Raw genomic sequence first — 24,524 nt, 5'->3', positions numbered from 1 at the left:
GCGGGTGCCGGGCGTCGTCCGCTCCGGGGTGGGTTCAGTGGATCGCCTGCACCTCGAGCACGATCGCGGTCCCCGGCGCCAACGACGGCACCCGGACGCCCACGTCCTCGAGCACGGCACCCGAGAGCTCCACGCTCCCCCGCTCGATCCACGGGATCCGCGTCACGTCGACGCCCTTCGGCACCCGCAACCCGGTCACCGGGGCGACGCGGTACCGCCGCTCCCGGTCGAGTCCGCCGAGGCGCAGCGGCACGGCCAGCGACCGCGGACCCGTCACGGTCCGGGCGACCCGCACGAGGGCGCGTGCCCGGTCGACCGCGACCACCACGGTCGCCGCGAGCCCGGGGTCACCGAGATCGAGGTGGCGCAGTCGCCCGGAGTGCAACAGCCCGCGCTCCCGCTTGTAGAGCGCGGTCCACTCCCGCAGTCGGTCGTGCTCCGCCGGGCTGCAGCGGGTGACGTCGGTCTCGATGCCGGCGCTGCCGAAGAGCGACACCGCCATCCGGAAGTCCAGGTCGAGGTGCCGCCCGGTGGTGTGCGACACCTCGGGGCCGACGTGGGACCCGATCAGCTCGAGCGGCAGCAGCAGCTCGGTCCAGCGCTGGATCGGCAGCCGTTCCATCGCGTCGTTCGAGTCCGACGCCCACACCCGATCGGTGCGATCGAGCACGCCGAGGTCCACGCGTGCACCGCCGGACGCGCACGCCTCGATCTCGAGCCAGGGGTGTCGGCGACGCAGCTCGTCCATCACCGCGTAGGCGCCCCGCGTGTGGGCGTCGAGTCCGACCCGTCCGGCGTGCACGGTCTGCACGACGTCGCGGTTCTGGTCCCACTTCACGAAGTCGACGTGCAGGTCCTCGATGATCGCCGACATCCGGTCGAGCAGGTGGTCGCGGACGTCCGCTCGTGCCAGGTCGAGCACGTACTCGTGCCGCCAGGTGCGCGTGTGCTCGGGGACCTGCAGGAACCACTCCGGGTGCGAACGCGCGAGTTCGGACTCCAGGCTCACGGTCTCCGGCTCGAACCACAGGCCGAAGTCCATGCCGAGCGCGCGGACCCCGGCGACGAGCGGGCCGAGTCCGTCCGGCCACACCTCGGCGTCGACGGTCCAGTCGCCGAGCGCGGTGGTGTCCGAGCGACGCCCGGTGAACCAACCGTCGTCGAGCACGAACCGTTCGACCCCGACGTCCGCCGCCACCCGCGCCAGGGCGAGCAGGGGTTCGAGCTCCTGCCGGTAGTAGACCGCCTCCCAGGTGTTGAGCACCACGGGCCTCGGGGTCCGCGGGTGCCCCGATCGCGCGCGGAGCGAGTCGTGCAGGCGTGCGGAGACGCCGTCGAGCCCGGCGTCGCTCCAGACGAACACCGTGTCGGGCGTGGTGAACATCTCGCCCGGGCGGAGCGCGAGCTCCCCAGCGCGCAGGAGTTCGCCCGCGCCGAGCACGGGACGAGCCTCGGCGAGCTGGTCGTACCGGTGCACCGAGTCCGCGCTCCACGCCAGGTGGACGGCCCACAGCTCGCCGGAGTGGTCGTCGAACCCGGGCGTGCCGAGCACCGTCAGGGTCGGGGCATCGTGCCCGGTCCGCCCCCGCCGGCTCTCCCGCACGTGCACCCCGTCGGTCATCGCCCGTCGCTGCGGGGTCCGCTCGCGGGTCCACCGTCCGGCGAGATCGAGCACCTCCGCAGCCCGCTCCCCCACCGGCAGGACGGCTTCGAGCGCCTGCACCTCGACGTCGACCGTGCCGCTGTTCGTCAGGGCGTGTCGCACGCGGAGGACCCCGGCGTCGTCGAGTTCGAACTCGCTGCGCAGCGACACCTCGTCCGACACGGCGTCGACCACGAGTCGCTGCTCGTCCCCGTGCACGTGCACGTCGCGCCAAACCGGCACGAGCGGACGGCCGCCGACCTGTCCGGACACGGCGGGGCGGCCCTCCCACCCGTCCTGCTCGGTGGGCAGGATCGTCAGCGGCCACGGCACGTCGAACGCACTCGGCGACACCGCCCGGGCGAGCGCGAGCACGAAGTCGTCCGCGTCCTCCGGCACCACCGGGCCGACGTCACGCCCCCAGTGCAGCACCTCCGGCAGTCCGTCGACGCGGGTCGCGACGACGACCCCGACCCCCGCTCTGCGCACCGTGTGCACGCGCCTCGCCACCGCCGGCACGGCGGCCTGCGCCTCGCCGTCCACAACGGTCATGCCGACGCCTCCTCGAGGAGCACACGGACACCGCCGGCCGGCACGACCGTCGTCGGACCGTGCGTCGAGCCGTCGAGCAGGTCCGTCCCGGCAGCCGACAGGTCGACGTCGTCGGTGCGGTGGTTCAGCAGGAACAGGATCCCGGTACCGTCCTGCCGGACGCGACGCACAGCCTCCAGGCCTGGAGGCGCGATGACCGTCCGCGCGATCGCTCGCTCCTCGACGATCCGGTCCACGATCCGTTGCACGCCGTCCGCGTCGAGCATCGCCGAGACGTACCAGGCGCCGCCTCCGGCGGCGCGCCGCGTCACCGCGGGTCGGCCCGCGAGCGGTCCGTCGACGTGACGGATGACCACGTCGGCGTCCTCGACGACGACGTCCTCCGCCCAGTCGGTGACGACCGACCCGTCATCGAGCAGGATCCGTTCGTCGCGCTGCAGCGGGGTGAACTCCTCCGCCCACACGCCGAGGACGTCGCGGAACGCCCCCGGGTACCCGCCGGTCCGGACCCGCGCGGTCTCGTCCACGATGCCCGAGGCGTACGTCACGAGGAGTGTCGCGCCGCCGGCCACGACCGCGCTGATGCGTGCCGCTGCCGCGTCGTCCACGACGAACAGCGTGGGGAGCACCACCACGTCGTAGCCGGACAGGTCGGAATCGACCGGAACGACGTCGGTCAGGACCTGGCGGCGCCAGAACGCAAGGTGCCAGGCGCGCAGCTCGTGTCCGTAGCGGAGGCCACGATGGGGCTTCAGCCCGGCCTGCAGCGCCCAGCCGGACGCCTCGTCCACGACGATCGCGACCCGTGCCGCCTCGACGGGAGCTCCCTGCACCGGCGCGAGTGCCCGGAGTGCTCCTCCGAGAGCGCAGACCTCGCGCCAGACCCGGCCGCGTGTGCCGGCGTGCGGGACCATCGCGGAGTGGAACTGCTCGGCACCGGCGGTCGAGGCACGCCACTGGAAGAAGAGGGCCCCGTCCGACCCGCGTGCGACGTGGGCGAGCGAGTTCCGGAGCATCTCGCCCGGTTCCTTCGCGCGGTTCCGCTGCTGCCAGCTCGGACCACCCGTGGAGTGCTCCATGAGCAGCCACGGACCGCCGTCGCGGGTGATCCCCCGCATCCGGTCGGCCGATACGGCGAGGTCCTCGGCACGGTCGGGGTCGTCGACGAGCGTGTAGTGGTCGTTCGCCGGGATCGCGACGTGTCGGGCCCACTCGGCGTAGTCCACGACCTGGGAGCCGGCACCGACCATGAAGTTCGTCGTGATCGGCGCTCGGGAGTGCTGCTCGATGACGGCCTTCTCGGCGTCGAAGTGCGCGAGCAGGGCGTCCGACGAGTACCGCTCGAAGTCGAACGCGAGCCCCGGGTTCGGCGCGCCGCCGACGCCGCGCGGCGGGGAGACCTCGTCGAACGAGGTGTAGGTGTGCCCCCAGAAAGCGGTGCCCCACACGGCGTTCGCGGTGTCGATGTCGTCGTCGTAGCGCGCACGGAGCCAACGACGGAAGTCCACCGCGGAGACCTCGCAGTAGCAGCGACCGTTGCCGCCGCCGAGCTCGTTGCTCACGTGCCACAGTCGGACCGCGGGGTGGTTCCCGTACCGCTCGGCCATCGCCCCGGCGATCCGGAGCGCGTGCTCGCGGAACACCGGGGATGCCGGGCACCACCCGAGTCGGCCGCCCGGACGCTCACGGCGCTCCGTCGCGTCGACGGGCAGGATGTCCGGGTGCGCGGTGAGCAGCCAGTTCGGCGGAGCCGCCGTCGGCGTTGCGAGGTCCACCGCGATGCCGTTCTCGTGCAGCAGGTCGAACACGTCGTCGAGCCAGCCCCAGGTGTACTCCCCCGGTGACCGCTCGAGCAACCCCCACGCGAAGACGCCCACGGTGACGAGGTTCACGCCGGCCTCGCGCATGAGTCGGACGTCCTCGTCCCACACCGGTCGCGGCCACTGCTCGGGGCTGTAGTCACCGCCGAACGACAGGGCCTCGGTGGGCCAGGGCGCGGAACGAACACGGGTCACGACATCTCCTTCGACGAGTGGACCGGACCAGCATCCCGTTCGCCGAGGGTGTTTGTCAACTTGCGTAACTAAGTCAGGATCGCAAGAGCCGGCGCAGTGCCAGGACGGCTGCCGCACGAGCCCACTCGGAGAACTCGAACGGCTGCACGACGATCGTCACGGCGGGCTCGTACGGACGGAGACCTTGCCGGAACGCCTGGTCCACCTCGGACCGCGCGAGGTCGTACACCGGCAGCCCGTCACCCGTCAGCACGATCGAAGCGGGGTCGACGAGCGTCACCACGGTGGACAGCAGGACGCCCAAGGCCGTCCCGGCGTCCCGGAGTGCCTGCAACGCCCGCTCGTCGCCGGAGCGCGCCAGGTCGACCACCACGTTGTACCCGTCGTCCTCGTGCCCGGCGTTCCGCGCCACGATCGAACTGGGCAGGTAGCTCGACACGCAGCCCGCGTGCCCCACACCGCAGTCCGGCCCGCCGCCGTACACGGGCAGGTGCCCCACGCGGCCGAAGCGACCGTGCGCCCCTTCGGACACCTCGCCGTTCGTCACGAGACCGAACCCGACGCCCGCACCGACCGTCACGAGCGCCATGGAGTCGACGCCAGCACCAGCTCCGATCCAGTGTTCCTTCGCCGTGAGCGCGTCGACGTCGTTCGCCGTGTAGGTCACCAAGCCCGTCCGGCGCTCGAGCATGTCCGACAGGGGCACGTCCCGCCAGCCGAGGAACTGCGACACTTCGACGAGCGTCACGCCGTCTCGCGTGACGACGTCACCGGGGACCGAAACACCCAGGGCGCAGACCGCCGGCGACGCTCCTCGCAGCTGGTCGACGACCTCGCCCACCTGAGCCACGACAGCATCCGGTGAGGCATCGCGCAAGACCTCTTCGTGCAGGGCCAGCACCCGGCCCGCGAGGTCAGTCACGGCCGCGTACACGCGCTCCTGCGTGAGCTTCACGCCGAGGAACTCCCACACCCCCTCGCTCGCGCGCAGGAGCTCTGACGGACGACCCGTCGCGCCGCGGACGTCCGTCCCGACCTCGACCACGAACCCGTACTCCTGCAGAGTCCGGACAGCCCGGGTCAGGCTCGCCCGCGAGAGCCCGAGCGCCCGGGCGATCTCGGCACGCGAGAGCACACCGTGCACGAGGATCTCGCGCAGCGCAGCCCGGGTCGCATCCGTCAGGACCGGCCACGCCGGCCACGGAGCGATCGACACACGATCGAGCTGCTCGGACATCGGTTCCCTTCGTTCGTCGGCCGATCATAACGCCCCTGGAAACGCAGAAAACCCCTGACCACGTGGTGGTCAGGGGTTCCCTGGTGTTGCAACGTTGAGTCCGGCGGCGTCCTACTCTCCCACAAGGTCCCCCTTGCAGTACCATCGGCGCTGAGAGGCTTAGCTTCCGGGTTCGGAATGTGACCGGGCGTTTCCCTCTCGCTATGACCACCGGAACACTTTCGACCCAATCACTGGGAAATCTCGAAAGCTGTTCCGCGCATGCGCGGTGTTCAGTTTCGTGTTCCCGATCGTCTGTCGGGAACCACAAAGTGGACGCGAGCCCCACACCCGAAAGTGTGGGAAATAGTTGTGTTGTCAAGTCTTCGGCTTATTAGTACCGGTCAGCTCCACGGGTCGTTAGTCCCCGCTTCCACATCCGGCCTATCAACCCAGTAGTCTGCTGGGAGCCTCTCACACTCAAGGTGCATGGAAATCTCATCTCGAAGACGGCTTCCCGCTTAGATGCTTTCAGCGGTTATCCGGTCCGAACGTAGCTAATCAGCGGTGCCCTTGGCAGAACAACTGACACACCAGAGGTTCGTCCATCCCGGTCCTCTCGTACTAGGGATAGATCTTCTCAAATTTCCAACGCGCGCAGCGGATAGGGACCGAACTGTCTCACGACGTTCTAAACCCAGCTCGCGTACCGCTTTAATGGGCGAACAGCCCAACCCTTGGGACCTACTCCAGCCCCAGGATGCGACGAGCCGACATCGAGGTGCCAAACCATGCCGTCGATATGGACTCTTGGGCAAGATCAGCCTGTTATCCCCGAGGTACCTTTTATCCGTTGAGCGACAGCGCTTCCACAAGCCACTGCCGGATCACTAGTCCCGACTTTCGTCCCTGCTCGACCTGTCAGTCTCACAGTCAAGCTCCCTTGTGCACTTACACTCGCCACCTGATTGCCAACCAGGTTGAGGGAACCTTTGGGCGCCTCCGTTACTCTTTGGGAGGCAACCGCCCCAGTTAAACTACCCACCAGGCACTGTCCATGAACCCGATCAGGGTCCTACGTTAGACATCCAGAGTGACCAGAGTGGTATTTCAACAATGACTCCACGAACACTAGCGTGCCCGCTTCACAGTCTCCCACCTATCCTACACAAGCCACACCGAACACCAATACCAAGCTGTAGTAAAGGTCACGGGGTCTTTCCGTCCTGCTGCGCGTAACGAGCATCTTTACTCGTAGTGCAATTTCGCCGAGTTCGCGGTTGAGACAGCTGGGAAGTCGTTACGCCATTCGTGCAGGTCGGAACTTACCCGACAAGGAATTTCGCTACCTTAGGATGGTTATAGTTACCACCGCCGTTTACTGGGGCTTAAATTCAGAGCTTCGCCCAAAGGCTAACCCTTCCTCTTAACCTTCCAGCACCGGGCAGGCGTCAGTCCGTATACATCGTCTTGCGACTTCGCACGGACCTGTGTTTTTAGTAAACAGTCGCTTCCCACTGGTCTCTGCGGCCTTCACCGCTCACGGAGCAAGTCCGGTCACGGTTCCGGCCCCCCTTCTCCCGAAGTTACGGGGGCATTTTGCCGAGTTCCTTAACCACGATTCTCTCGATCTCCTTGGTATTCTCTACCTGACCACCTGAGTCGGTTTCGGGTACGGGCGGCTGCAACCTCGCGTCGATGCTTTTCTCGGCAGCATAGGATCACTGATTTCCCCGAACGGGTACGCGTCGGATCTCAGGCGTACAGACGACGGATTTGCCTATCGTCAGCCCTACATCCTTACACCAGGTTCACCTTACGGATACCATCGCCTGGCTCAGCTACCTTCCTGCGTCACACCTGTTCATACGCTAGCCGCACCAGCATGGGGTCGAGCGTTAGACCGGCCCGCATCACCCCGAAGGGATCCGCTGGTCCGGGTTAGGACTCTTAGCACCACTGGATTAGCTTGGGCGGTTGTTCGCCGGTACGGGAATATCAACCCGTTGTCCATCGACTACGCCTGTCGGCCTCGCCTTAGGTCCCGACTTACCCAGGGCGGATTAACCTGGCCCTGGAACCCTTGGTCTTTCGGAGGACGGGTTTCTCACCCGTCTTTCGCTACTCATGCCTGCATTCTCACTCGTGTAGCGTCCACGGCTGGATTACTCCGCCGCTTCACTCGCCACACGACGCTCTCCTACCACTCCGCACGACTGAACCACGAAGGCTTATCGAGTGTGCGAAATCTACAACTTCGGCGGTGTGCTTGAGCCCCGTTACATTGTCGGCGCGGAATCACTTGACCAGTGAGCTATTACGCACTCTTTCAAGGGTGGCTGCTTCTAAGCCAACCTCCTGGTTGTCTATGCAACTCCACATCCTTTCCCACTTAGCACACGCTTAGGGGCCTTAGTTGGTAGTCTGGGTTGTTTCCCTCTCGACGATGAAGCTTATCCCCCACCGTCTCACTGCTGCGCTCTCACTCACCGGCATTCGGAGTTTGGCTGACGTCAGTAACCTGTTGAGGCCCATCGGCCATCCAGTAGCTCTACCTCCGGCGAGAAACACGCAACGCTGCACCTAAATGCATTTCGGAGAGAACCAGCTATCACGAAGTTTGATTGGCCTTTCACCCCTATCCACAGCTCATCCCCTCCATTTTCAACTGAAGTGGGTTCGGTCCTCCACGACGTCTTACCGTCGCTTCAACCTGGCCATGGATAGATCACTTCGCTTCGGGTCTAGGACATGCGACTGAACCGCCCTATTCAGACTCGCTTTCGCTACGGCTACCCCACACGGGTTAACCTCGCCACATATCGCTAACTCGCAGGCTCATTCTTCAAAAGGCACGCCGTCACCCCTACAAGGAGGCTCCGACGGTTTGTAAGCAAACGGTTTCAGGTACTATTTCACTCCCCTCCCGGGGTACTTTTCACCTTTCCCTCACGGTACTTGTCCGCTATCGGTCATCTGGGAGTATTTAGGCTTATCAGGTGGTCCTGACAGATTCACACGGGATTTCTCGGGCCCCGTGCTACTTGGGATACACATCCGGCCATAACACCATTTCGTCTACGGGGCTGGCACCCACTACGGCCCGGCTTTCAAACCGGTTCGACTATGATGCGCTGTAACCGTCCCAGTCCGGCAGAACTGAGCGACGTGTCCCACAACCCCGACCATGCAACGCCCGCCGGCTATCACACATGATCGGTTTAGCCTCATCCGCTTTCGCTCGCCACTACTCACGGAATCACATGTTGTTTTCTCTTCCTGTGGGTACTGAGATGTTTCACTTCCCCACGTTCCCTCTACCCGCCCTATATATTCAGGCGGGAGTCACCAGGTCGACAAGTCGCCTGGCGGGGTTTCCCCATTCGGAAATCCTCGGCTCACAGCTCGATTATCAGCTCCCCGAGGCTTATCGCAGATTTCTACGTCCTTCTTCGGCTCCAGATGCCAAGGCATCCACCGTTTGCTCTTAGAAACTTGACCACAAAGATTAAAATTGCGATCGACTCGAACAACAACCAACACAAGCCGGTCATCGTCACGAGCGATCTAAGATGCTCGCGTCCACTGTGTAGTTCTCAACATACGATCGGCACCACACTCCCCCAACACTCTCGCGTCAGCTTCATGTGGCCCATCGAAGAACCAGCAACACCCACGACCCGAAGGCCCCGACTGTCACGGCTCAACCCCCGACCAAGCGGCCGGGAAGCCTGGTCCCTCAGGACCCAACAACGTGCACCAGCCACCCCGCCTGCCCACCAACCCGTTCCTGACCAGCCCCGAAGGACCAGCCGTACTGAGATCGGCAGACGCGCCGACGACTGCACTGTCAATGTTCCACCCATGAGCTACCGGCAACCACATTCGGGTTGCATCGGCGCCTGGATCCCTGCGAGCCACGAGGACTGCACGAGACCAGATGCTCCTTAGAAAGGAGGTGATCCAGCCGCACCTTCCGGTACGGCTACCTTGTTACGACTTAGTCCTAATCACCGATCCCACCTTCGACGGCTCCTTCCACAAGGGTTAGGCCACCGGCTTCGGGTGTTACCGACTTTCATGACTTGACGGGCGGTGTGTACAAGGCCCGGGAACGTATTCACCGCAGCGTTGCTGATCTGCGATTACTAGCGACTCCGACTTCATGAGGTCGAGTTGCAGACCTCAATCCGAACTGAGACCGGCTTTTTGGGATTCGCTCCACCTTACGGTATCGCAGCCCTTTGTACCGGCCATTGTAGCATGCGTGAAGCCCAAGACATAAGGGGCATGATGATTTGACGTCATCCCCACCTTCCTCCGAGTTGACCCCGGCAGTCTCCTATGAGTCCCCGCCATAACGCGCTGGCAACATAGAACGAGGGTTGCGCTCGTTGCGGGACTTAACCCAACATCTCACGACACGAGCTGACGACAACCATGCACCACCTGTACACCGACCACAAGGGGGCGACCATCTCTGGCCGTTTCCGGTGTATGTCAAGCCTTGGTAAGGTTCTTCGCGTTGCATCGAATTAATCCGCATGCTCCGCCGCTTGTGCGGGCCCCCGTCAATTCCTTTGAGTTTTAGCCTTGCGGCCGTACTCCCCAGGCGGGGCGCTTAATGCGTTAGCTACGACACAGAAACCGTGGAAAGGTCCCTACATCTAGCGCCCAACGTTTACGGCGTGGACTACCAGGGTATCTAATCCTGTTCGCTCCCCACGCTTTCGCTCCTCAGCGTCAGTTACGGCCCAGAGATCTGCCTTCGCCATCGGTGTTCCTCCTGATATCTGCGCATTCCACCGCTACACCAGGAATTCCAATCTCCCCTACCGCACTCTAGTCTGCCCGTACCCACTGCAAGCCCGAGGTTGAGCCTCGGGATTTCACAGCAGACGCGACAAACCGCCTACGAGCTCTTTACGCCCAATAATTCCGGACAACGCTTGCACCCTACGTATTACCGCGGCTGCTGGCACGTAGTTAGCCGGTGCTTTTTCTGCAGGTACCGTCACTTTCGCTTCTTCCCTACTAAAAGAGGTTTACAACCCGAAGGCCGTCATCCCTCACGCGGCGTTGCTGCATCAGGCTTTCGCCCATTGTGCAATATTCCCCACTGCTGCCTCCCGTAGGAGTCTGGGCCGTGTCTCAGTCCCAGTGTGGCCGGTCACCCTCTCAGGCCGGCTACCCGTCGTCGCCTTGGTGAGCCATTACCTCACCAACAAGCTGATAGGCCGCGAGTCCATCCCCAACCAAAAAATCTTTCCACCACCAGGCCATGCGACCAGTAGTCATATCCAGTATTAGACGTCGTTTCCAACGCTTATCCCAGAGTCAGGGGCAGGTTACTCACGTGTTACTCACCCGTTCGCCACTAATCCACCCAGCAAGCTGGGCTTCATCGTTCGACTTGCATGTGTTAAGCACGCCGCCAGCGTTCGTCCTGAGCCAGGATCAAACTCTCCGTAAAAAAATTACCAACCACACCCGAAAGCATGGCCGAGTTGATACTGACAAAAAGAACTGTCAACTGACAATTCTGTCTATCCAAAAGGAATTGTCTCCGAACCGAGCAAGCTCGGCCACGGGGTCAATAAATTGGCATTGACAATGTGCACGCTGTTGAGTTCTCAAGGACCAGACGCACTCCCCACTCGACCCGCAGTTCAGCGGACGTCGTCAGAGAGGCTGGTTCGTTGCCCGGGCGAGACTCGGAGGCGACCGTTCCGGCCGTTCCGTTCTCCGCCTCAGCGGCAACGAGTGATTACTTTACGCAGAGGTGAACGGCAGCGCCAACACGTGTCGCATCCCGGGCGTGTCGTCCCCCGACTTCCCCGGGAACACGCGGGAGTCGGGGTACCGCGCCGCCCGGACGGTGCCAGCGCGACCCCGGGAACGACAGGAGGCTCCCCACCGGCACGGCCGATCCGCCGCTGACGCGTCGCCTCGGAACCGGCGGCGTGGGCCCAGGTGCGGAACCGCACCGTGCCTCCAGGCAGACCTGCCCAGCCGTCTACTCAGCCGCAGCCAACTGACCGCAGGCACCGTCGATCTCCTTGCCGCGGGTGTCGCGGAGGGTCGTCGGGATGCCGGCGGCGTTGAGGCGGCGGACGAACTCGTCTTGCACGTGGGGCTCGGACGAGGTCCACACCGAGCCGGGCGTCGGGTTGAGCGGGATCGGGTTGACGTGCACCCAGCCCCGACCGCGCGCGTTGAGCTTCTCGGCGAGCAGGTCGGCGCGCCAGGCGTGGTCGTTCATGTCCTTGATGAGCGCGTACTCGATCGACACACGGCGACCGGTCTTCGCGTAGTACTCGTACGCGGCGTCGATGGCCTCGTCGGCCTTCCACCGCGAGTTCACCGGGATGAGCTCGTCGCGGAGTTCGTCGTCGGGTGCGTGGAGGGAGAGCGCGAAGGTGATCGGGATGTTCTCGTCCGCGAGCTTCTTGATCGCGGGGACCAGGCCCACGGTCGAGACGGTGATGCCGCGGGCGCTCATGCCGAGGCCGTTCGGCTGCGGCGCGACCATCGTCCGCACGGCGTCCATCACGCGCTTGTAGTTCGCCAGGGGCTCCCCCATGCCCATGAAGACGATGTTCGTCACCCGTTCGGCGTCGACGCGGTCCTTGCCGCCCTTGCGAGGGTCGCCCCCGAGCTCACCGGCGGCGATCGCTGCGTTCGCCCGGACGATCTGCTCGATGATCTCGGCCGTCGACATGTTCCGCGTGAGCCCGGCCTGCCCCGTGGCGCAGAACGGGCAGTTCATGCCGCAGCCCGCCTGGGACGACACGCAGAGCGTGATGCGGCCCGGGTAGCGCATGAGCACCGACTCGACGAGGGCCCCGTCGTGGAGCTTCCAGAGGAACTTGATGGTGTCGCCGTTGTCCGTCGCCAGACGCCGGGTCTCGGTGAGCAGGGGCGGGAGCATGCCTGCCACCAGTTCGTCGCGCTGGGCGGCCGGCAGGTCGGTCATCTTCGCCGGGTCCGACGTGTGGTGCGTGAAGTAGTGGGTCGAGAGCTGCTTGGCGCGGAACCCCGGCAAGCCGAGCTCCTTGACCTTCTCGACGCGTTCCTCGACCGTGAGGTCAGCGAGGTGCACCGGCGGCTTGCCGCGCTTCGGCGACGCGAACTGCAGGAGCGGGCGGCCCGCGGAGTCCTGCGCCTGGGTCCAGCCCTCGGTGCGCGGGCGCACCTGCGGACGAGCAGAACGCTGCTCTTCGAACGGGGTGCGGGTCTCGGAGGCCATCACGCCAGTTTACGGGAGGCCCACGACGAGGGCGGGCACGGCAGCCGGTGCGAAGGCGGCGGGCAGCAGGGCGAGGGTCACGCCCCCGACCACGAGACCGCCGATCGCGGTCGCCGCGACACCGACCACGAGGGTGGCGATCGCCCAGCCGTGAGCGGCACCGACACGACGGCGCAGACCTCGGGCACCGGTGACGAGGCACGTCACGGGCAGGCCGACACCGAGGAGCCACGCGAGCACGAACCACCCGAGGGCACCGGCCAGTCCGTTCGCCTCGTCCGAGAACGCGGCGGTGAGGAACAGCAACCACGCGACGACGAGCGACAGGACGACCCCGCCCGCTGCGGCGAGCATCACCACGAGGTCGATGGCCCACCGCGCTGACGACGGTCGGACGGCGGTCTGGTCGGTCACGGGCCCACCCTACGGGGGCCGAGGGCCCGGTGCGGGTCAGCTCCCGGCGGGCAGGAGGCGCGCGAAGTGGTGCGCGGCCGGGTACATCGGGACGATGTCGACGACCTCGCCCGGGTGCGGCGCCTGCAGGACGAGCCCCTGGCCGAGGTAGATGCCGACGTGGTCCTCGTTGTCGTAGACCACGAGGTCGCCGGGCTTCGCCTCGGACTCGGGGATGGTCGTCGCCGCGGCGTCCTGCGTCGGGACGTAGTGCACGAGCGGGATGCCCACGGCGGCGTACGCGACCATGGTCAGGCCCGAGCAGTCGATGCCCGAGTGGGAGGCGCCGCCCTCGACGTAGGGGTCCCCCAGGTACTGGAGCGCGGTCGCGAGGATCGTCGCACGGTCACCGCCGGCGGACAGCGCCGCGGAGATCGCCGACTCGGCCTGCGCCGTGGTCACACCGAACCGGGTCACGACGGTCGGGTAGGAGACCACGGTGGTCGTGGTCGAGACCCCGTCGATTGCGGTCACGGGCACCTCGACGTCGTGCGCCACGGTGTAGGTCTGCAGCTCGGCGGCAGGGACCCCGGCCAGCGCGGACTGCGAGGTCGTCGTGCCCGAGTGCGCCTCGGTCGACGGGGTCGCGGCGTTCGCGGGCACGGCGAGGGTCAGGCTCGAGGTCACGGCCAGCGCCGGTGCGAGGAGGATCGCGGCGCGCTTGGCGTTCGCGGCACGACGCACGTGCCGGGGGTCGAGGGCGCGCTCGGCCTTGAGCGTCGCGGTGCGGGAGAGCACGGCGGAGCCGGCGGCCGCGACGGGCACGGGACGCATCGCGACGACGCGGGACTGCTTCGTCGGCTGGACGAAGGTCGACCGAGCGGCGGCGGGGCCGAGCGCGGAGCGACGACCGCGCGGACGGCGGAGCACGGGGTCGGCCGTCGACGGGGAGGGAGCGGAGGGTGCGGGCAGCGCTTCGGCGTGCTGGCTGTCGGCTGCTGCGGGCAGAGCGTGGCGTCCCATGGTTCCTTCCGTCGCGACCTCGGGAGAGGCGGCTCGGGCCGGCCCACCGGAGGGACGACCCGAGAAAGTAACGTATTGGTCACGACGGACCGCGATGCTGGGCGGTTCCGGCGTGATCCTGCGGTTGGTCACAGGAACCGCCGCTCCTTGCAGGGTCCTCAGATGGACTCCACGGCTGCGGTGCCGGCCATCCGGCGGCCGTCTGCCGCATGACGGCGGCGATCCGGGCCTCCCGGTCGGTCGCGAGGCGGTCCGCTCAGGACCCGACCTGCCGGACCGGCACGTGCACCGGGCTGTCCCCCGAGTTGTCCCCCGGTCGGCCGCGGCATCAGCCGCGGAGGTGGGCCCGCACCCGCTCCTGCACCGCGGCGGCCTCGTGGTGGTCCCACACCGCGAAGTGCGTCCCGCCCGGGAGCCGGAGGAGCTCGGCGTCCGGCACCTCGCGGAGAGCCCGCTCGCTGTGCTCCGGCAGGACGTCGGTGTCCGCGTCACCGTGCACGAGGAGCGTCGGTACCCGCACCGCCCCGAGGTCGAGGGAGGTGATCGCGCCGAGGTTCGCGACGTCGTTGCGCCAGCCCTCGCGGTGCGCGCCGGAGCTGTTGCCCGTGGCTGCGAGGTCGAGCACGAAGCGGCGACGACCAGGGTCGGCCATGACGTCGCGGACGTGGGCGTCGAGCGCTGCCCCGCGGAGCGAGCTCACCCCGGCGATCGCCGTGCGGACCACGAGCCCGGGGACGACCCGTGCGGCGAGCGCGGAGGCGAGGGCGCCGGCCCGCGTCTGGGTCACGAACCACTCGGCGGGGGTCGTGCGCGGGGGCGTCCAGCGTGCGGAGAGCCCGGCGGCGACGACGAGCGCCGAGACGCGGTCGGGGTGGGACACGGCCAGTCGGTAGGCGCTCGGTCCGCCACCGGACCACGCGAACACGGCTGCTCGGTCGATGCCGAGCCGGTCGAGCAGTGCGACGGCCCGGTCAGCGTCGTCGTCGAGGCTGCTGCGGCCGTGGCGGACGGGCGTGCCGAGGTAGCCCGGACGCGAGACCGTGACGACCCGGAACCCGTCGGACGGCAGGAACCGTGCCATCACGTCGGCGGTGTCGACCCCGCCAGGGGTGCCGTGCAGGACCAGGACGGGTGTGCCCTCGCCGCGCACCCGCACGACGTCGCGACGCAGCGCCCGTGCCTGACCGTCCGAGGTCGGTCCGGTGCGGGTGTCGGCGTGCATGCCTCGACGCTAGCCGCGCGGTGCCGTGGACGCGCCATGGAGGGGGTACGGATCGCCTGGACGAGCGGCGGCCCACCGGCGCCCGGCTCAGCGCACGGCGGTCCGACCACGCAGACGGAGTGTCTCGCCGGGGTACTCCCCGAACTCCTCGTGGTACGCCCCGGAGAACCGGCCCATGTGCTTGAAGCCGCAGGAGATCGCGACCGCGGCGACCGAGGAGACGTCGGGGTCGGCGAGCTGCAGGCCGAGCCGGGCCTTCTCGAGGCGGATCTCACGGAGGAACGCCATCGGGGTGACCCCCTCGTGCCGCTGGAAGGCCTCCTGGAGCGTGCGGACGCTGACCTCGGCGGCCTCGGCGATCTCCGGGACGGTGAGGGGGCGGTCGAAGCGGGCGTGCATGAAGGTCTTCGCCCGCTGCACGGTGCTCGCGTGCGGCCCGGCGACGTGGCTGTCGGGCATCGGTTCGAAGGCGGCGAGCACGGCCTCGGCGAGCATGAGGTCGAGGGCGTCCCGCCCCTCGCCCACGGTCGAGCGGTCGAAGAGCGCCGGAGCCACGGCCCGGACGACCTCCTGGAGCGGACCGAGCCGTTCGGGCTCGACCACGACGGGGAGGTTCAGCGGGCGCGGTGCGGCGCCGGTGTCCATCGTGGCGACGGCCTCGAGGAAGTCCGCCCCGAAGTGCACGAAGTGGTGCGTCCCCGCGACGGCGTCGATGGTGAACTCGCGACCGGTCGGGAAGGCGACGGGGACCGAGGCGTGCATCGTGACGGGCGCCGGCCCGTCCGCATCGATCACGGTCCCGCCGTCGACCGCCCACGCGAGCACGTACTGGCGCTCGGGTTGCAGGACACCGGAGAAGCGCGACGACGACGAGGACGTCCGCAGGCTCACCCGGCCGTCGCTCATCGCGCGGTAGCGGAGTCGGAACGCGGTGTGGTCGGCGAAGTGCAGGTGGCGACCGTTGTGGACGTCGCGGAGCAGGGCACTCGCCTCGCCGGGGTCCGTCAGCGTGTGGACGACGTCCTGCACGGCACCGCGGTGCCGGTCGGACCGTCCCGGCGTCACGTGCGGCTCGATCCACCCGTGGCTCGCGACCAGCTCAGGTCGGCCAACGTCGGCGCGGCGTCCTGCTGTTCGACCGCCCAGCCGCGACGGGCAGCCTTGCGGAGGTGCCGGTACGTCGTGATCCGGACCGGATCGACTGCTCGGTTCGACTCGTACTTCGTCATGGTGCGCTCCCTGGACGGCATTACGGCGCCCAGGACACAGCAGCTCGACTGGTCGATCCGCGCATTCCCTGGACACGAAACGGACTCGTTGCTACGGCTCGACGGTACGCGCGGCGTGGACGGCGCACACGGATGCGGCATCCAGGCCGCCCGTATCCGCGCGTTCTGGATGTCCCTCGCACGGGGGCCGCCGGACACGACCGGTCTCCGGACTGGAGGCCCGTGGCGGCGCCGCCACGGGCCCCCACCTCGATGGTGCGCACGCCGCATTGTTCGCATACAATGCGAACATGTTGATCACCGTCGACCCGGCTGCGCGCGCCTCGCTGGCCGACCAGGTCGCGACGCAGGTGCGCGTCGCGATCGCGCGCGGCGACCTCGCCGCGGGCGACCGTCTGCCGTCCGCCCGCGACCTCGCCGCGTCGATCGACGTCAACATGCACACGGTGCTCCGCGCCTACGCGCGGCTGCAGGAGGACGGGCTCATCGAGCTGCGACGCGGACGCGGAGCGACGGTGCTCCGGTCCGGGAACGCGTCGTTCGACCGGCTCCGCGACCTCGTCGGGGAGCTCCGTGACCAGGCGGACGCCCTCGGGGTGCCGCTCGACGAACTGTTCACGATGCTGAAGGGGGCACGATGACGACCACACGGACGACGATCGGGACACGAGTGGCGGTGGTGGCGCCGAACGTCGTGGCGCTCGTGGCGCTCGCGGTGACGGGGGCACTCCTCGCGCCGCGGCTGCCGGCACGGATCGCGACGCACTTCGGTGCCGACGGACGCGCGGACGGCTCCGGGTCGCCGTGGCCGTTCTTCTGGGTGACGCTCGCGGTGTGTGCGGCATCGGCCGTCACGGTCGTGCTCGCGCTCCGCGCACGGGACCGGCGGACGGGTGCGCTGCTGGTGCTCGTCGCCGCGTTGCTCGGTCCGATCGTCGCGGCGGCGTGGATCGTGATCGCCGTGCTCGCACGCTCGGGCAGCGAGCGCTTCGAACCGTGGTGGACGCTGCTGTTCCTCGCCGTCGGAGTCGTCGCGGCGGCGATCTCGGTCCCGCCGCTGTGGCGATCGGCGGCGCCGGTCCCGGCCCGGGAGTCCCGACCGCTCGACGTCGGCCCGGAGGCCCGTGTCGCCTGGCGCTCGCACGTCGGGAGCCCGTGGTTCGCCGTGCTCGGCCTGGTCCTCGTCGTCCTGGGCGCCGCGACCGCCGTGTGGACGGCGACGACGAGCGCCGGTTCCGCCGTGGTGGCGGGGGCCGCCGTCGTGGTCGCAGGGCTCGCGCTGCTCTGGCTCGCCCGCGTCGAGGTCACCGTCGACCGTCGAGGGCTCCGGGTGACGTCGGCGTGGACGCGGATCCCGGTGATGCGGGTGCCGCTCGACCGCATCGACTCGTGCGGGTGGGAGCAGGTCTCCCCCGGGCAGTGGGGCGGGTGGGGGTACCGCATCTCCGGGCGGGGCATCGCGTACGTCACCCGGTCCGGACCGGGCATCGTGGTGCGGCTGCGGGGTGGCGGCGCGCGCGTGGTCACCGTGGACGACGCCGAACGCGGTGCGGCCGCGCTCGGGGCGTTGCTCGAGCGGACGCCGGCCTGACACCGGCCGACACAGGGGAACGCCCAGCCGGAAGGGGGTCGGCGGGGCGTTCCGGCTCGTGGGGAGGCGGGTCAGCGCTTGACGGCGTCGATCTTCAGCATCTTGGCGATCACCGAGTCGAGCTCGCTGTCGTCGAAGACCTGCTTCCAGTCCTCCTTGATGAGCTTCTCCCGGCCGTAGCCCATCGCGATGTGGCACGCGTCCGAGAACGGGTTCGAGCCGCGCAGGCCGTTCGTGAGGGCGATCCAGGTGTGGCCGTAGAGCATGGCGCGGGCGGCCTCACGGGGCACACCGACGCCCGTGACGGTCTCCTCGAGCGCATCGTTGAGGAAGTCGCCGATCATGCAGGCGATCGTCTCGACGAGGGTGGGCTCGAGCACGGCGAGCTGCTTGACGGTGACCCAGTGCACCTGGATGACCGGGGCGTACATGGTCGTGATGACGGCCTCGGCGATCGCCTTCGCGCGGTCGCCCTCGTCGCCCAGGGACTCGGAGGCGTCGAACGCAGCGATGACCTCCTGCGGCGCGGCGATGCCGCCGAAGGTGTCGTCCCACTCCTCCTTCGTGGTGCGCTCGAGGAACACCGACGGGTGGCACGGGTGCGCGACGGCGTAGTGGACGTCCTCGCGCTCCGCGAGCAGCCCCGCGTAGGCGGCGGCCGGGTCGAGGGTGAGGATCGTCGCGCCGGACTTCATGGCCGGGACGAGCTGCTCCGAGATGCTGCCGAGCAGGACGTCCGGGACCGCGAGGACGACGACGTCGGCGGCCGCCGCGGCCTCGACGCTGTCGGTGAGCGACCGGCCGAGGGCCTGGATGCGCTCCTGGCCGGCGGGCGAGGCCTCGCTGTAGAGCGTCGTGTACTCGCTCTTGGCGAAGTTGTTCGAGACGCGGGTGCCCATCTTGCCGCCGGCACCGATCACGGCGACGGTGACGTCGGCCGTGCCGGACCCGGCAGCGACGGTGTGCGTGGTGGTGGCGGTGTCGGTCATGATTCCTTGCTCCTGATGTGGTCGATGGTGTGCTGGGTCCACTCCGCCTCGGTGCGGGTGGTGGTCTGTGCGGGGGTCTCGTCGCCGTCCGGCTCGGCCCCGGCCGCGGCGTCCTGCCACGGGAGCCAGAACTCGACCACGCGGTTGATCCCCCGGGGGTGCGGGTGGATCGCGGCGCTGACGCCCGCGTAGTCGAGGAGGCCGGTCCCCGTACGGACGCCGGTGTACTGGAAGCCGACCCATCCGGGCGACCGGGTGAACGCGGCGTCCTTGACGTGCCAGTTGCGGACGTACGGTGCGGTCAGAGCGACGACCTCGGCGGGGCGTTCGAGCCGCGCGACGGTGTTCGCGGGGTCGAGGCAGATGCCGAGGTGGTCGGAGTCGATCGCCGCGACGACGGCGACGAGGTCCGCGGTCGCGACGACCTCGTAGGTCTCCAGCGCCAGGGTCACGCCGGCTCGCTCGTACGCGGGCAGTGCGGTCCGCAGGCGTCGTTCGGTCTCGGTGGCGTCGGGCTGGTCGTCCCCGCTCGTCCACATGCTCCGCACGAGTGTCGCGCCGAGCTGCTGGGCGACGTGCAGGTACCGGGCGAGGTGGTCCGGGTGCGTGCCGCGTGTGCCGACCTCGAGCGTGAGGCCGAGGTCGTCGGCCAGTGTCCGGATCGCCGCGAGCCGCTCGTCCGACGCGCTGTCGAGCGGGAGGTGGTCGCAGACCTGGAAGAGGTCGATGCCCTCGTGGGAGGCCGCGTCGCGCATCGCGTCGTCGAGTGACATCGGGTCCGGGACGCGGTCGGACATGCGCCAGGAGTAGGCGTAGGTGGAGAGACCGAGCAGGGACGTCATGCGCGCACCCCCTGCTCCTGCAGGGTCAGCACCTCGTCGAGGATGGTGGCGATCGCGGCCGGATCGTGGGCGAACCGTCCGAGGAACAGTCCGCCGATCCGGCCCTGCCCACGGGTGAGCAGCCCCGGTCCGGCGCTGCCGCCGTAGATCACGGTGCTGCCGGTGAGTTCCGGCCGCGACGCGAGGTGCGCCTCGAGCCCGGCGAGCACGTCGACGATGTGGTCGTCCGGCGCGGGCGCCGGCGCACCGATCGCCCACACCGGCTCGTACGCGACGATCAGCGGCCCGGCGAGACCGTCCGCGGTCGCGGTGGCGAGCGAGCGGTCCAGTTGCGCGGTCACCTCGGCGATCGCGTCCGCACTGGAGGCCCGGTGCGGCTCCCCGACGCAGACCAGCGGCCGCAGGTGGTTGCGGTACGCCGCGTGCACCTTCCCCGCCACGTCCTCGTCGGTCTCGTGGAACAGGCGCCGCCGTTCGGCGTGGCCGATCTCGACGAGGTCGACCCCGATCTCACGCAGCTCGGCACCGGACACCTCACCGGTGAACGCGCCCTCGTCCGCCCACGCCAGGTCCTGCGCCCCGAGCAGCACCGGGGCATCGCCGATGACCTCGCGCACGGGCACGAGCGCCGGGAACGTCGGGACCACGAAGAGCTCGACCGCACCCGACCGGACCGCGGGGTGGGTGCGCGCGGTCTCCACGACCGCGGCCGTCCACTCCAGGGTCCTGGCGTGCGAGAAGTACGTCTTCAGCGACACCCCGACGAGCGTCACGGTGCGTCGGTCCCGACCGGCGCCGAGCCGTCGTAGGAGCAGATGGCCTGGACCTTCTCGGCGCTCGCGCTGGACGGGTCGAAGGTGTAGCCGAGCCACTCCTTCGCCATCCGTCGCGCGACCTCGACACCGACGACCCGCTGTCCCATGCAGAGGACCTGGGCGTCGTTCGACAGGATCGAGCGCTCGACGCTGAAGGAGTCGTGCGCCGTGACCGCACGGATGCCCGGGACCTTGTTGGCGGCGATCGCGACCCCGAGCCCGGTGCCGCAGACCAGGATCGCCCGGTCGGCCTCGCCGTTCGCGACCATCCGTGCGGCGTCGACGGCGACGTGCGGGTAGGCGGTGTGCCCGTCCGCGTCCACCCCGACGTCGACCACGGAGGCGACGCGGGGGTCGGCCTCGAGGTCGCGCTTGATCGTCTCCTTGTACTCGAAGCCGGCGTCGTCGGAGCCGACGACGAGACGGAACTGCTGCGCGGGCTGCTCGGTGTCAGGCATGCTGCTCTTCCTTCTGCGGGGTGAGGGTCGCGAGGACCGCTGCGGTGATGAGGGCGAACGAGATCGCGCCGGCGTCCGGCGTGCCGACCGCGTCCTCGCCGTGCGTGCGGGCGCGGCCCTTGCGCGGGAGGAGGTCGGCGGTCGCGCTGGCGGCCGCGGTGGCCGCGGACGAGGCGGCCGACCAGGCGGTGACGAGGTCGTCCCCCGCCCGGACCCGCGCGGACAGCACGTCGTCGAACGGTACGAGGGCGTCGACCATCGTCTTGTCGCCGACGACGGCGCCGAAGGCCAGGACCGCCTCGGCGGCGGCGTGCACGGCGTCCGCGACGGTGGCGGCGGACGGACGCGACTCGTCCCCGACCACGCGACCCAGTGCCTCCAGGGCGGCTCCCCAGATCGCACCGGACGTGCCGCCGGCCTTGTCGGACCAGGCGTCCCCGGCGATCGCGAGGAGGCCACCGGCTCCGGCGCCGCGCTCGACGGCGTCGCGCGCCGCGGCAGCCGCTGCGGTGGAGCCGCGCTGCATCCCGATGCCGTGGTCGCCGTCGCCCGCGACGGCGTCGATGCGCCCGAGTTCGTCGACGTGGTCGTCGACGGTGGCCCGGATCGCGTCGATCGCACGGGCCACGACCGCCGCCGAGCGGCGGGACGCCTCGGAGCCGACGGTGACCGGAGCCAGGGTGCCGGCGACGAGTTCCCGCTCGGACACCGGCTCGGCCGGCACGGCTCCGCCCTTCCGGTACGCGGGGCTGTCGGCCGGCGCTGCCCAGAGGTGCTCGAGTTCGTCGTCGAGCCAGAGGAGGGTCAACGAGACGCCGGCCATGTCGAAGCTCGTGACGAGTTCGCCGACCTCGGGCTCGACGACGACCGCTCCGGCCGCCTCGAGCAGACGGACGACGCTGCCGAAGACGACGAACAGCTCCTCGTACTTGACGCTGCCGAGGCCGTTGAGGATCGGCACGACCCGGGCACCGTCCGGCACGACGCCGGTCGGGAGCTCGGTGAGCAGGCGGTCGACGAGCAACTCCGCGAGACCGGCCGCGCTCGGGACGTCCGCCTCCGCGATGCCCCGCTCGCCGTGGATGCCCATGCCGATCGCCATGCGCCCCTCCGGGACCGTGAAGAGCGGTTCGTCGGCGCCCGGGAGCGAGCAGCCGGAGAAGGCGACACCGAAGCTCCGCGTCCTGTCGTTCGCGCGCTCGGCGAGGGTGGCGACGACGTCGAGGTCGTCCCCGCGCTCGGCCGCGGCGCCGGCGACCTTGAACACGCAGAGGTCCCCGGCGATCCCGCGACGCTCGTGCGCCCGGTCCGCCGGTGCGCTGGCGACGTCGTCGGTCACCCGGACCGTGCGGACGGGGATGCCCCGCGCCTCGAGGGTCCGGGCGGCGGCGTCGAAGTTGAGCACGTCGCCGGCGTAGTTGCCGTAGGAGAGGAGGACTCCCCCGCCGTGGTCGACGGCGGCCGCCACCGCGGTGACCTGCTGGGCGCTCGGGCTGGCGAAGAGGTTCCCCATCGCCGCGCCCGCCGCGAGGCCGTGCCCCACGAGGCCGCCGAACGCCGGGTAGTGACCGGAGCCACCGCCGACGACGAGGGCGACGGTGCCGTCGGGGCTCGTGGTGGCGCGGGCGACCCCGCCGTGCACCTTCCGGACCCGCGCCCGGTTCGCGGCGACGAACCCGTCCACCATCTCGTCGGCGAAGTCCGCCGGGTCGTTGTACAGCCGGGTCATGCGCGGGTCTCCGCCCGCTCGGACTCGACCGTGCGGATGCTGCCGGTCAGCTCGCCCTTGCTGCGGCGGGCGAGCACGACCATGAGCACGCTCGACAGCAGCATGAAGAACCCGACCACGAACATCGGGAGCTGGTAGCCGCCCGTGGCGTCCTTGAGCGCACCCGTGATGTACGGCGCGGCGAACCCGCCGAGGTTGCCGAGCGTGTTGATGAGCGCGACACCCGCCGCGGCCGCCGCACCGGAGAGGAACCGGGTCGGCATGGTCCAGAAGTTCGGGAGGGCGGCGAAGATCGCGCAGGCGGTGACCGCGATGACGGCGACGGTGGCCGCCGGCGAGTTCATGTAGAGCGCGACGGGGATCGACAGGCCGCCGACGAGGGCCGGGACCGCGATGTGCCAGACCTGCACGCCGCGGCGGAACGCGTCACGGGACCAGAAGTAGAGGACCACCGCGGCGGGGACGTACGGGATGGCCGTGATGAGGCCCTTCTGGAACAGGTCGAACGTGGTGCCGAACTGCTGCTGGAAGCCGTCGATGATCGTGGGGAGGAAGAAGCTCAGCGCGTAGAGGCCGTAGATGAAGCCGAAGTAGACGCCGGCGAGCATCCAGACCCGGCCGGACCCGAAGGCTGCCTTGAGACCGCCCTTCGCGCCGTGCCCGTCCTGCTTGTCCTTGTTCTCCGCTGCGAGCGCGCCCTCGAGCCAGGTCTTCTCGTCCTCGTCGAGCCACTTCGCCTGGGACGGCTTGTCCTTGAGCACGACGAGGCAGAGGAGGCCGACGATGATCGCGGGGATGGAGACGCAGAGGAACATGAAGCGCCAGCCCTCGAGGCCGCCGAGCAGTCCCTCGTGGGTCATCAGCCAGCCGGCGAGCGGCGACCCGATGACACTGGTGAGCGGCTGCGCCAGGTAGAACAGCGCGAGCATCTTGCCGCGGTGACGTGCGGGGACCCAGGTCGAGAGGAACAGGATCGCGCCCGGGAAGAACCCCGCTTCGGCGACACCGAGCAGGAAGCGGAGGCCGACGAGCTGCGGGTAGTTCTGCACCCACGTGAAGAGCAGCGAGACGATGCCCCACGTGATCATGATGCGGGCGAGCCACACGCGGGCGCCGAACTTGTGGAGCGCCAGGTTCGACGGGACCTCGAGCACGAGGTAGCCGATGAAGAAGACCCCGGACGCGAACCCGAACTGCGCCGCCGTCAGACCGAGGTCGGCCTCGAGACCGTTCGGGGCGGCGAACGAGATCGCGGTGCGGTCGAGGAAGTTGATGAAGAACATCAGCGCCACGAAGGGCACGATGCGTGTCGCGATCTTGCGGATGGCCGATCGTTCGACCGCCGAGGTCGGGATGCCTCGGGTCGCGGGGATGTCCACGGTGACTCCTGCTCTGGGGGGATGGTTCGGACGCTGCTGCGCGCCGGGTCCTGCGGGCGCCGCTGTGCGCCGGGGTCCAGTGTGGGCGCTCACCCCGCGACTTGTCAACCGGTTGACCATGCTGCGCGGTCGGAGGGTCGACAGAGCACGCGGACAGCCACCGCGACCCCCGGCCCGGCG

General features: G+C 68.8%; 17 protein-coding genes and 3 rRNA genes. 2 read left to right on the top strand and 18 right to left on the bottom strand.

Annotated features, from left to right (window positions below; genetic code table 11):
* Window positions 1–34: 34 nt before the first annotated feature.
* The 12 genes from ACRQ4C_RS06595 to ACRQ4C_RS06540 form a co-directional block, all read right to left on the bottom strand.
* Window positions 35–2,194 (bottom strand): alpha-galactosidase, encoded by a 2,160-nt coding sequence (locus ACRQ4C_RS06595; protein WP_439690556.1) that lies wholly within the window; start codon window positions 2,192–2,194, stop codon window positions 35–37.
* Window positions 2,191–4,209, bottom strand: coding sequence for a beta-galactosidase (locus ACRQ4C_RS06590; protein ID WP_439690555.1), 2,019 nt, complete (start codon window positions 4,207–4,209; stop codon window positions 2,191–2,193). Before ACRQ4C_RS06590 ends, ACRQ4C_RS06595 begins: the two co-directional genes overlap by 4 nt.
* A gap of 73 nt (window positions 4,210–4,282) precedes the next feature.
* Window positions 4,283–5,446: an ROK family transcriptional regulator gene (locus tag ACRQ4C_RS06585; RefSeq protein ID WP_439690554.1), complete on the bottom strand. Its 1,164-nt coding sequence runs from the start codon at window positions 5,444–5,446 to the stop codon at window positions 4,283–4,285.
* A 98-nt stretch (window positions 5,447–5,544) separates the two neighbouring features.
* Window positions 5,545–5,661: ribosomal RNA gene (gene rrf, locus ACRQ4C_RS06580) — 5S ribosomal RNA — on the bottom strand.
* Between the two features lie 138 nt (window positions 5,662–5,799).
* A 23S ribosomal RNA gene (locus ACRQ4C_RS06575) occupies window positions 5,800–8,926 on the bottom strand.
* 450 nt (window positions 8,927–9,376) lie between these two features.
* Window positions 9,377–10,898: ribosomal RNA gene (locus tag ACRQ4C_RS06570) — 16S ribosomal RNA — on the bottom strand.
* Together the 16S, 23S and 5S rRNA genes form the textbook arrangement of a ribosomal RNA operon.
* A gap of 543 nt (window positions 10,899–11,441) precedes the next feature.
* Window positions 11,442–12,674, bottom strand: a complete 1,233-nt coding sequence (gene rlmN / locus ACRQ4C_RS06565) for a 23S rRNA (adenine(2503)-C(2))-methyltransferase RlmN (RefSeq protein ID WP_439690553.1) — start codon at window positions 12,672–12,674, stop codon at window positions 11,442–11,444.
* 9 nt (window positions 12,675–12,683) lie between these two features.
* The gene (locus tag ACRQ4C_RS06560) at window positions 12,684–13,088 is read right to left on the bottom strand and encodes a hypothetical protein (protein WP_290132222.1); all 405 of its coding nucleotides are present in this window, start codon (window positions 13,086–13,088) and stop codon (window positions 12,684–12,686) included.
* 36 nt (window positions 13,089–13,124) lie between these two features.
* The gene (locus tag ACRQ4C_RS06555; RefSeq protein WP_439690552.1) at window positions 13,125–14,090 is read right to left on the bottom strand and encodes a C40 family peptidase; all 966 of its coding nucleotides are present in this window, start codon (window positions 14,088–14,090) and stop codon (window positions 13,125–13,127) included.
* A gap of 328 nt (window positions 14,091–14,418) precedes the next feature.
* Window positions 14,419–15,312, bottom strand: a complete 894-nt coding sequence (locus ACRQ4C_RS06550) for an alpha/beta fold hydrolase (protein ID WP_439690551.1) — start codon at window positions 15,310–15,312, stop codon at window positions 14,419–14,421.
* 87 nt (window positions 15,313–15,399) lie between these two features.
* Entirely contained in the window at window positions 15,400–16,377 is a 978-nt protein-coding gene (locus ACRQ4C_RS06545) for a helix-turn-helix transcriptional regulator (protein WP_439690550.1), read from the bottom strand.
* Window positions 16,374–16,541 (bottom strand): hypothetical protein, encoded by a 168-nt coding sequence (locus ACRQ4C_RS06540; RefSeq protein ID WP_400415874.1) that lies wholly within the window; start codon window positions 16,539–16,541, stop codon window positions 16,374–16,376. Before ACRQ4C_RS06540 ends, ACRQ4C_RS06545 begins: the two co-directional genes overlap by 4 nt.
* A 290-nt stretch (window positions 16,542–16,831) precedes the next feature.
* On the opposite strand from ACRQ4C_RS06540, the gene ACRQ4C_RS06535 reads away from it, so the two are divergent.
* Window positions 16,832–17,182: a GntR family transcriptional regulator gene (locus ACRQ4C_RS06535; protein ID WP_290132227.1), complete on the top strand. Its 351-nt coding sequence runs from the start codon at window positions 16,832–16,834 to the stop codon at window positions 17,180–17,182.
* The gene (locus ACRQ4C_RS06530) at window positions 17,179–18,132 is read left to right on the top strand and encodes a DUF1648 domain-containing protein (RefSeq protein WP_439690549.1); all 954 of its coding nucleotides are present in this window, start codon (window positions 17,179–17,181) and stop codon (window positions 18,130–18,132) included. Before ACRQ4C_RS06535 ends, ACRQ4C_RS06530 begins: the two co-directional genes overlap by 4 nt.
* Window positions 18,133–18,203: 71 nt before the next feature.
* On the opposite strand, the gene ACRQ4C_RS06525 is transcribed toward ACRQ4C_RS06530, so the two are convergent.
* From ACRQ4C_RS06525 to ACRQ4C_RS06500, 6 genes are read right to left on the bottom strand one after another with little or no spacing between them, the layout of a single operon-like run.
* Window positions 18,204–19,121 (bottom strand): phosphogluconate dehydrogenase C-terminal domain-containing protein, encoded by a 918-nt coding sequence (locus ACRQ4C_RS06525; protein ID WP_439690548.1) that lies wholly within the window; start codon window positions 19,119–19,121, stop codon window positions 18,204–18,206.
* Window positions 19,118–19,963, bottom strand: a complete 846-nt coding sequence (locus ACRQ4C_RS06520) for a sugar phosphate isomerase/epimerase family protein (protein ID WP_439690547.1) — start codon at window positions 19,961–19,963, stop codon at window positions 19,118–19,120. The genes ACRQ4C_RS06525 and ACRQ4C_RS06520 overlap by 4 nt, the downstream gene beginning before the upstream one ends.
* Window positions 19,960–20,736 (bottom strand): triose-phosphate isomerase family protein, encoded by a 777-nt coding sequence (locus ACRQ4C_RS06515; RefSeq protein WP_439690546.1) that lies wholly within the window; start codon window positions 20,734–20,736, stop codon window positions 19,960–19,962. Before ACRQ4C_RS06515 ends, ACRQ4C_RS06520 begins: the two co-directional genes overlap by 4 nt.
* A complete protein-coding gene (locus tag ACRQ4C_RS06510) occupies window positions 20,733–21,236 on the bottom strand; it encodes a ribose-5-phosphate isomerase (protein WP_439690545.1) in 504 nt (167 codons plus the stop codon). The genes ACRQ4C_RS06515 and ACRQ4C_RS06510 overlap by 4 nt, the downstream gene beginning before the upstream one ends.
* Entirely contained in the window at window positions 21,229–22,965 is a 1,737-nt protein-coding gene (locus ACRQ4C_RS06505; RefSeq protein WP_439690544.1) for a dihydroxyacetone kinase family protein, read from the bottom strand. Before ACRQ4C_RS06505 ends, ACRQ4C_RS06510 begins: the two co-directional genes overlap by 8 nt.
* A complete protein-coding gene (locus ACRQ4C_RS06500; protein ID WP_439690543.1) occupies window positions 22,962–24,344 on the bottom strand; it encodes an MFS transporter in 1,383 nt (460 codons plus the stop codon). Before ACRQ4C_RS06500 ends, ACRQ4C_RS06505 begins: the two co-directional genes overlap by 4 nt.
* Window positions 24,345–24,524 lie beyond the last annotated feature (180 nt).

The organism is Curtobacterium sp. SP.BCp, assembly GCF_051903255.1.
GTDB lineage: Bacteria > Actinomycetota > Actinomycetes > Actinomycetales > Microbacteriaceae > Curtobacterium.
Note: the sequence above shows the minus strand (reverse complement) of the source record. Positions and strands in the feature narration are given on the sequence as shown.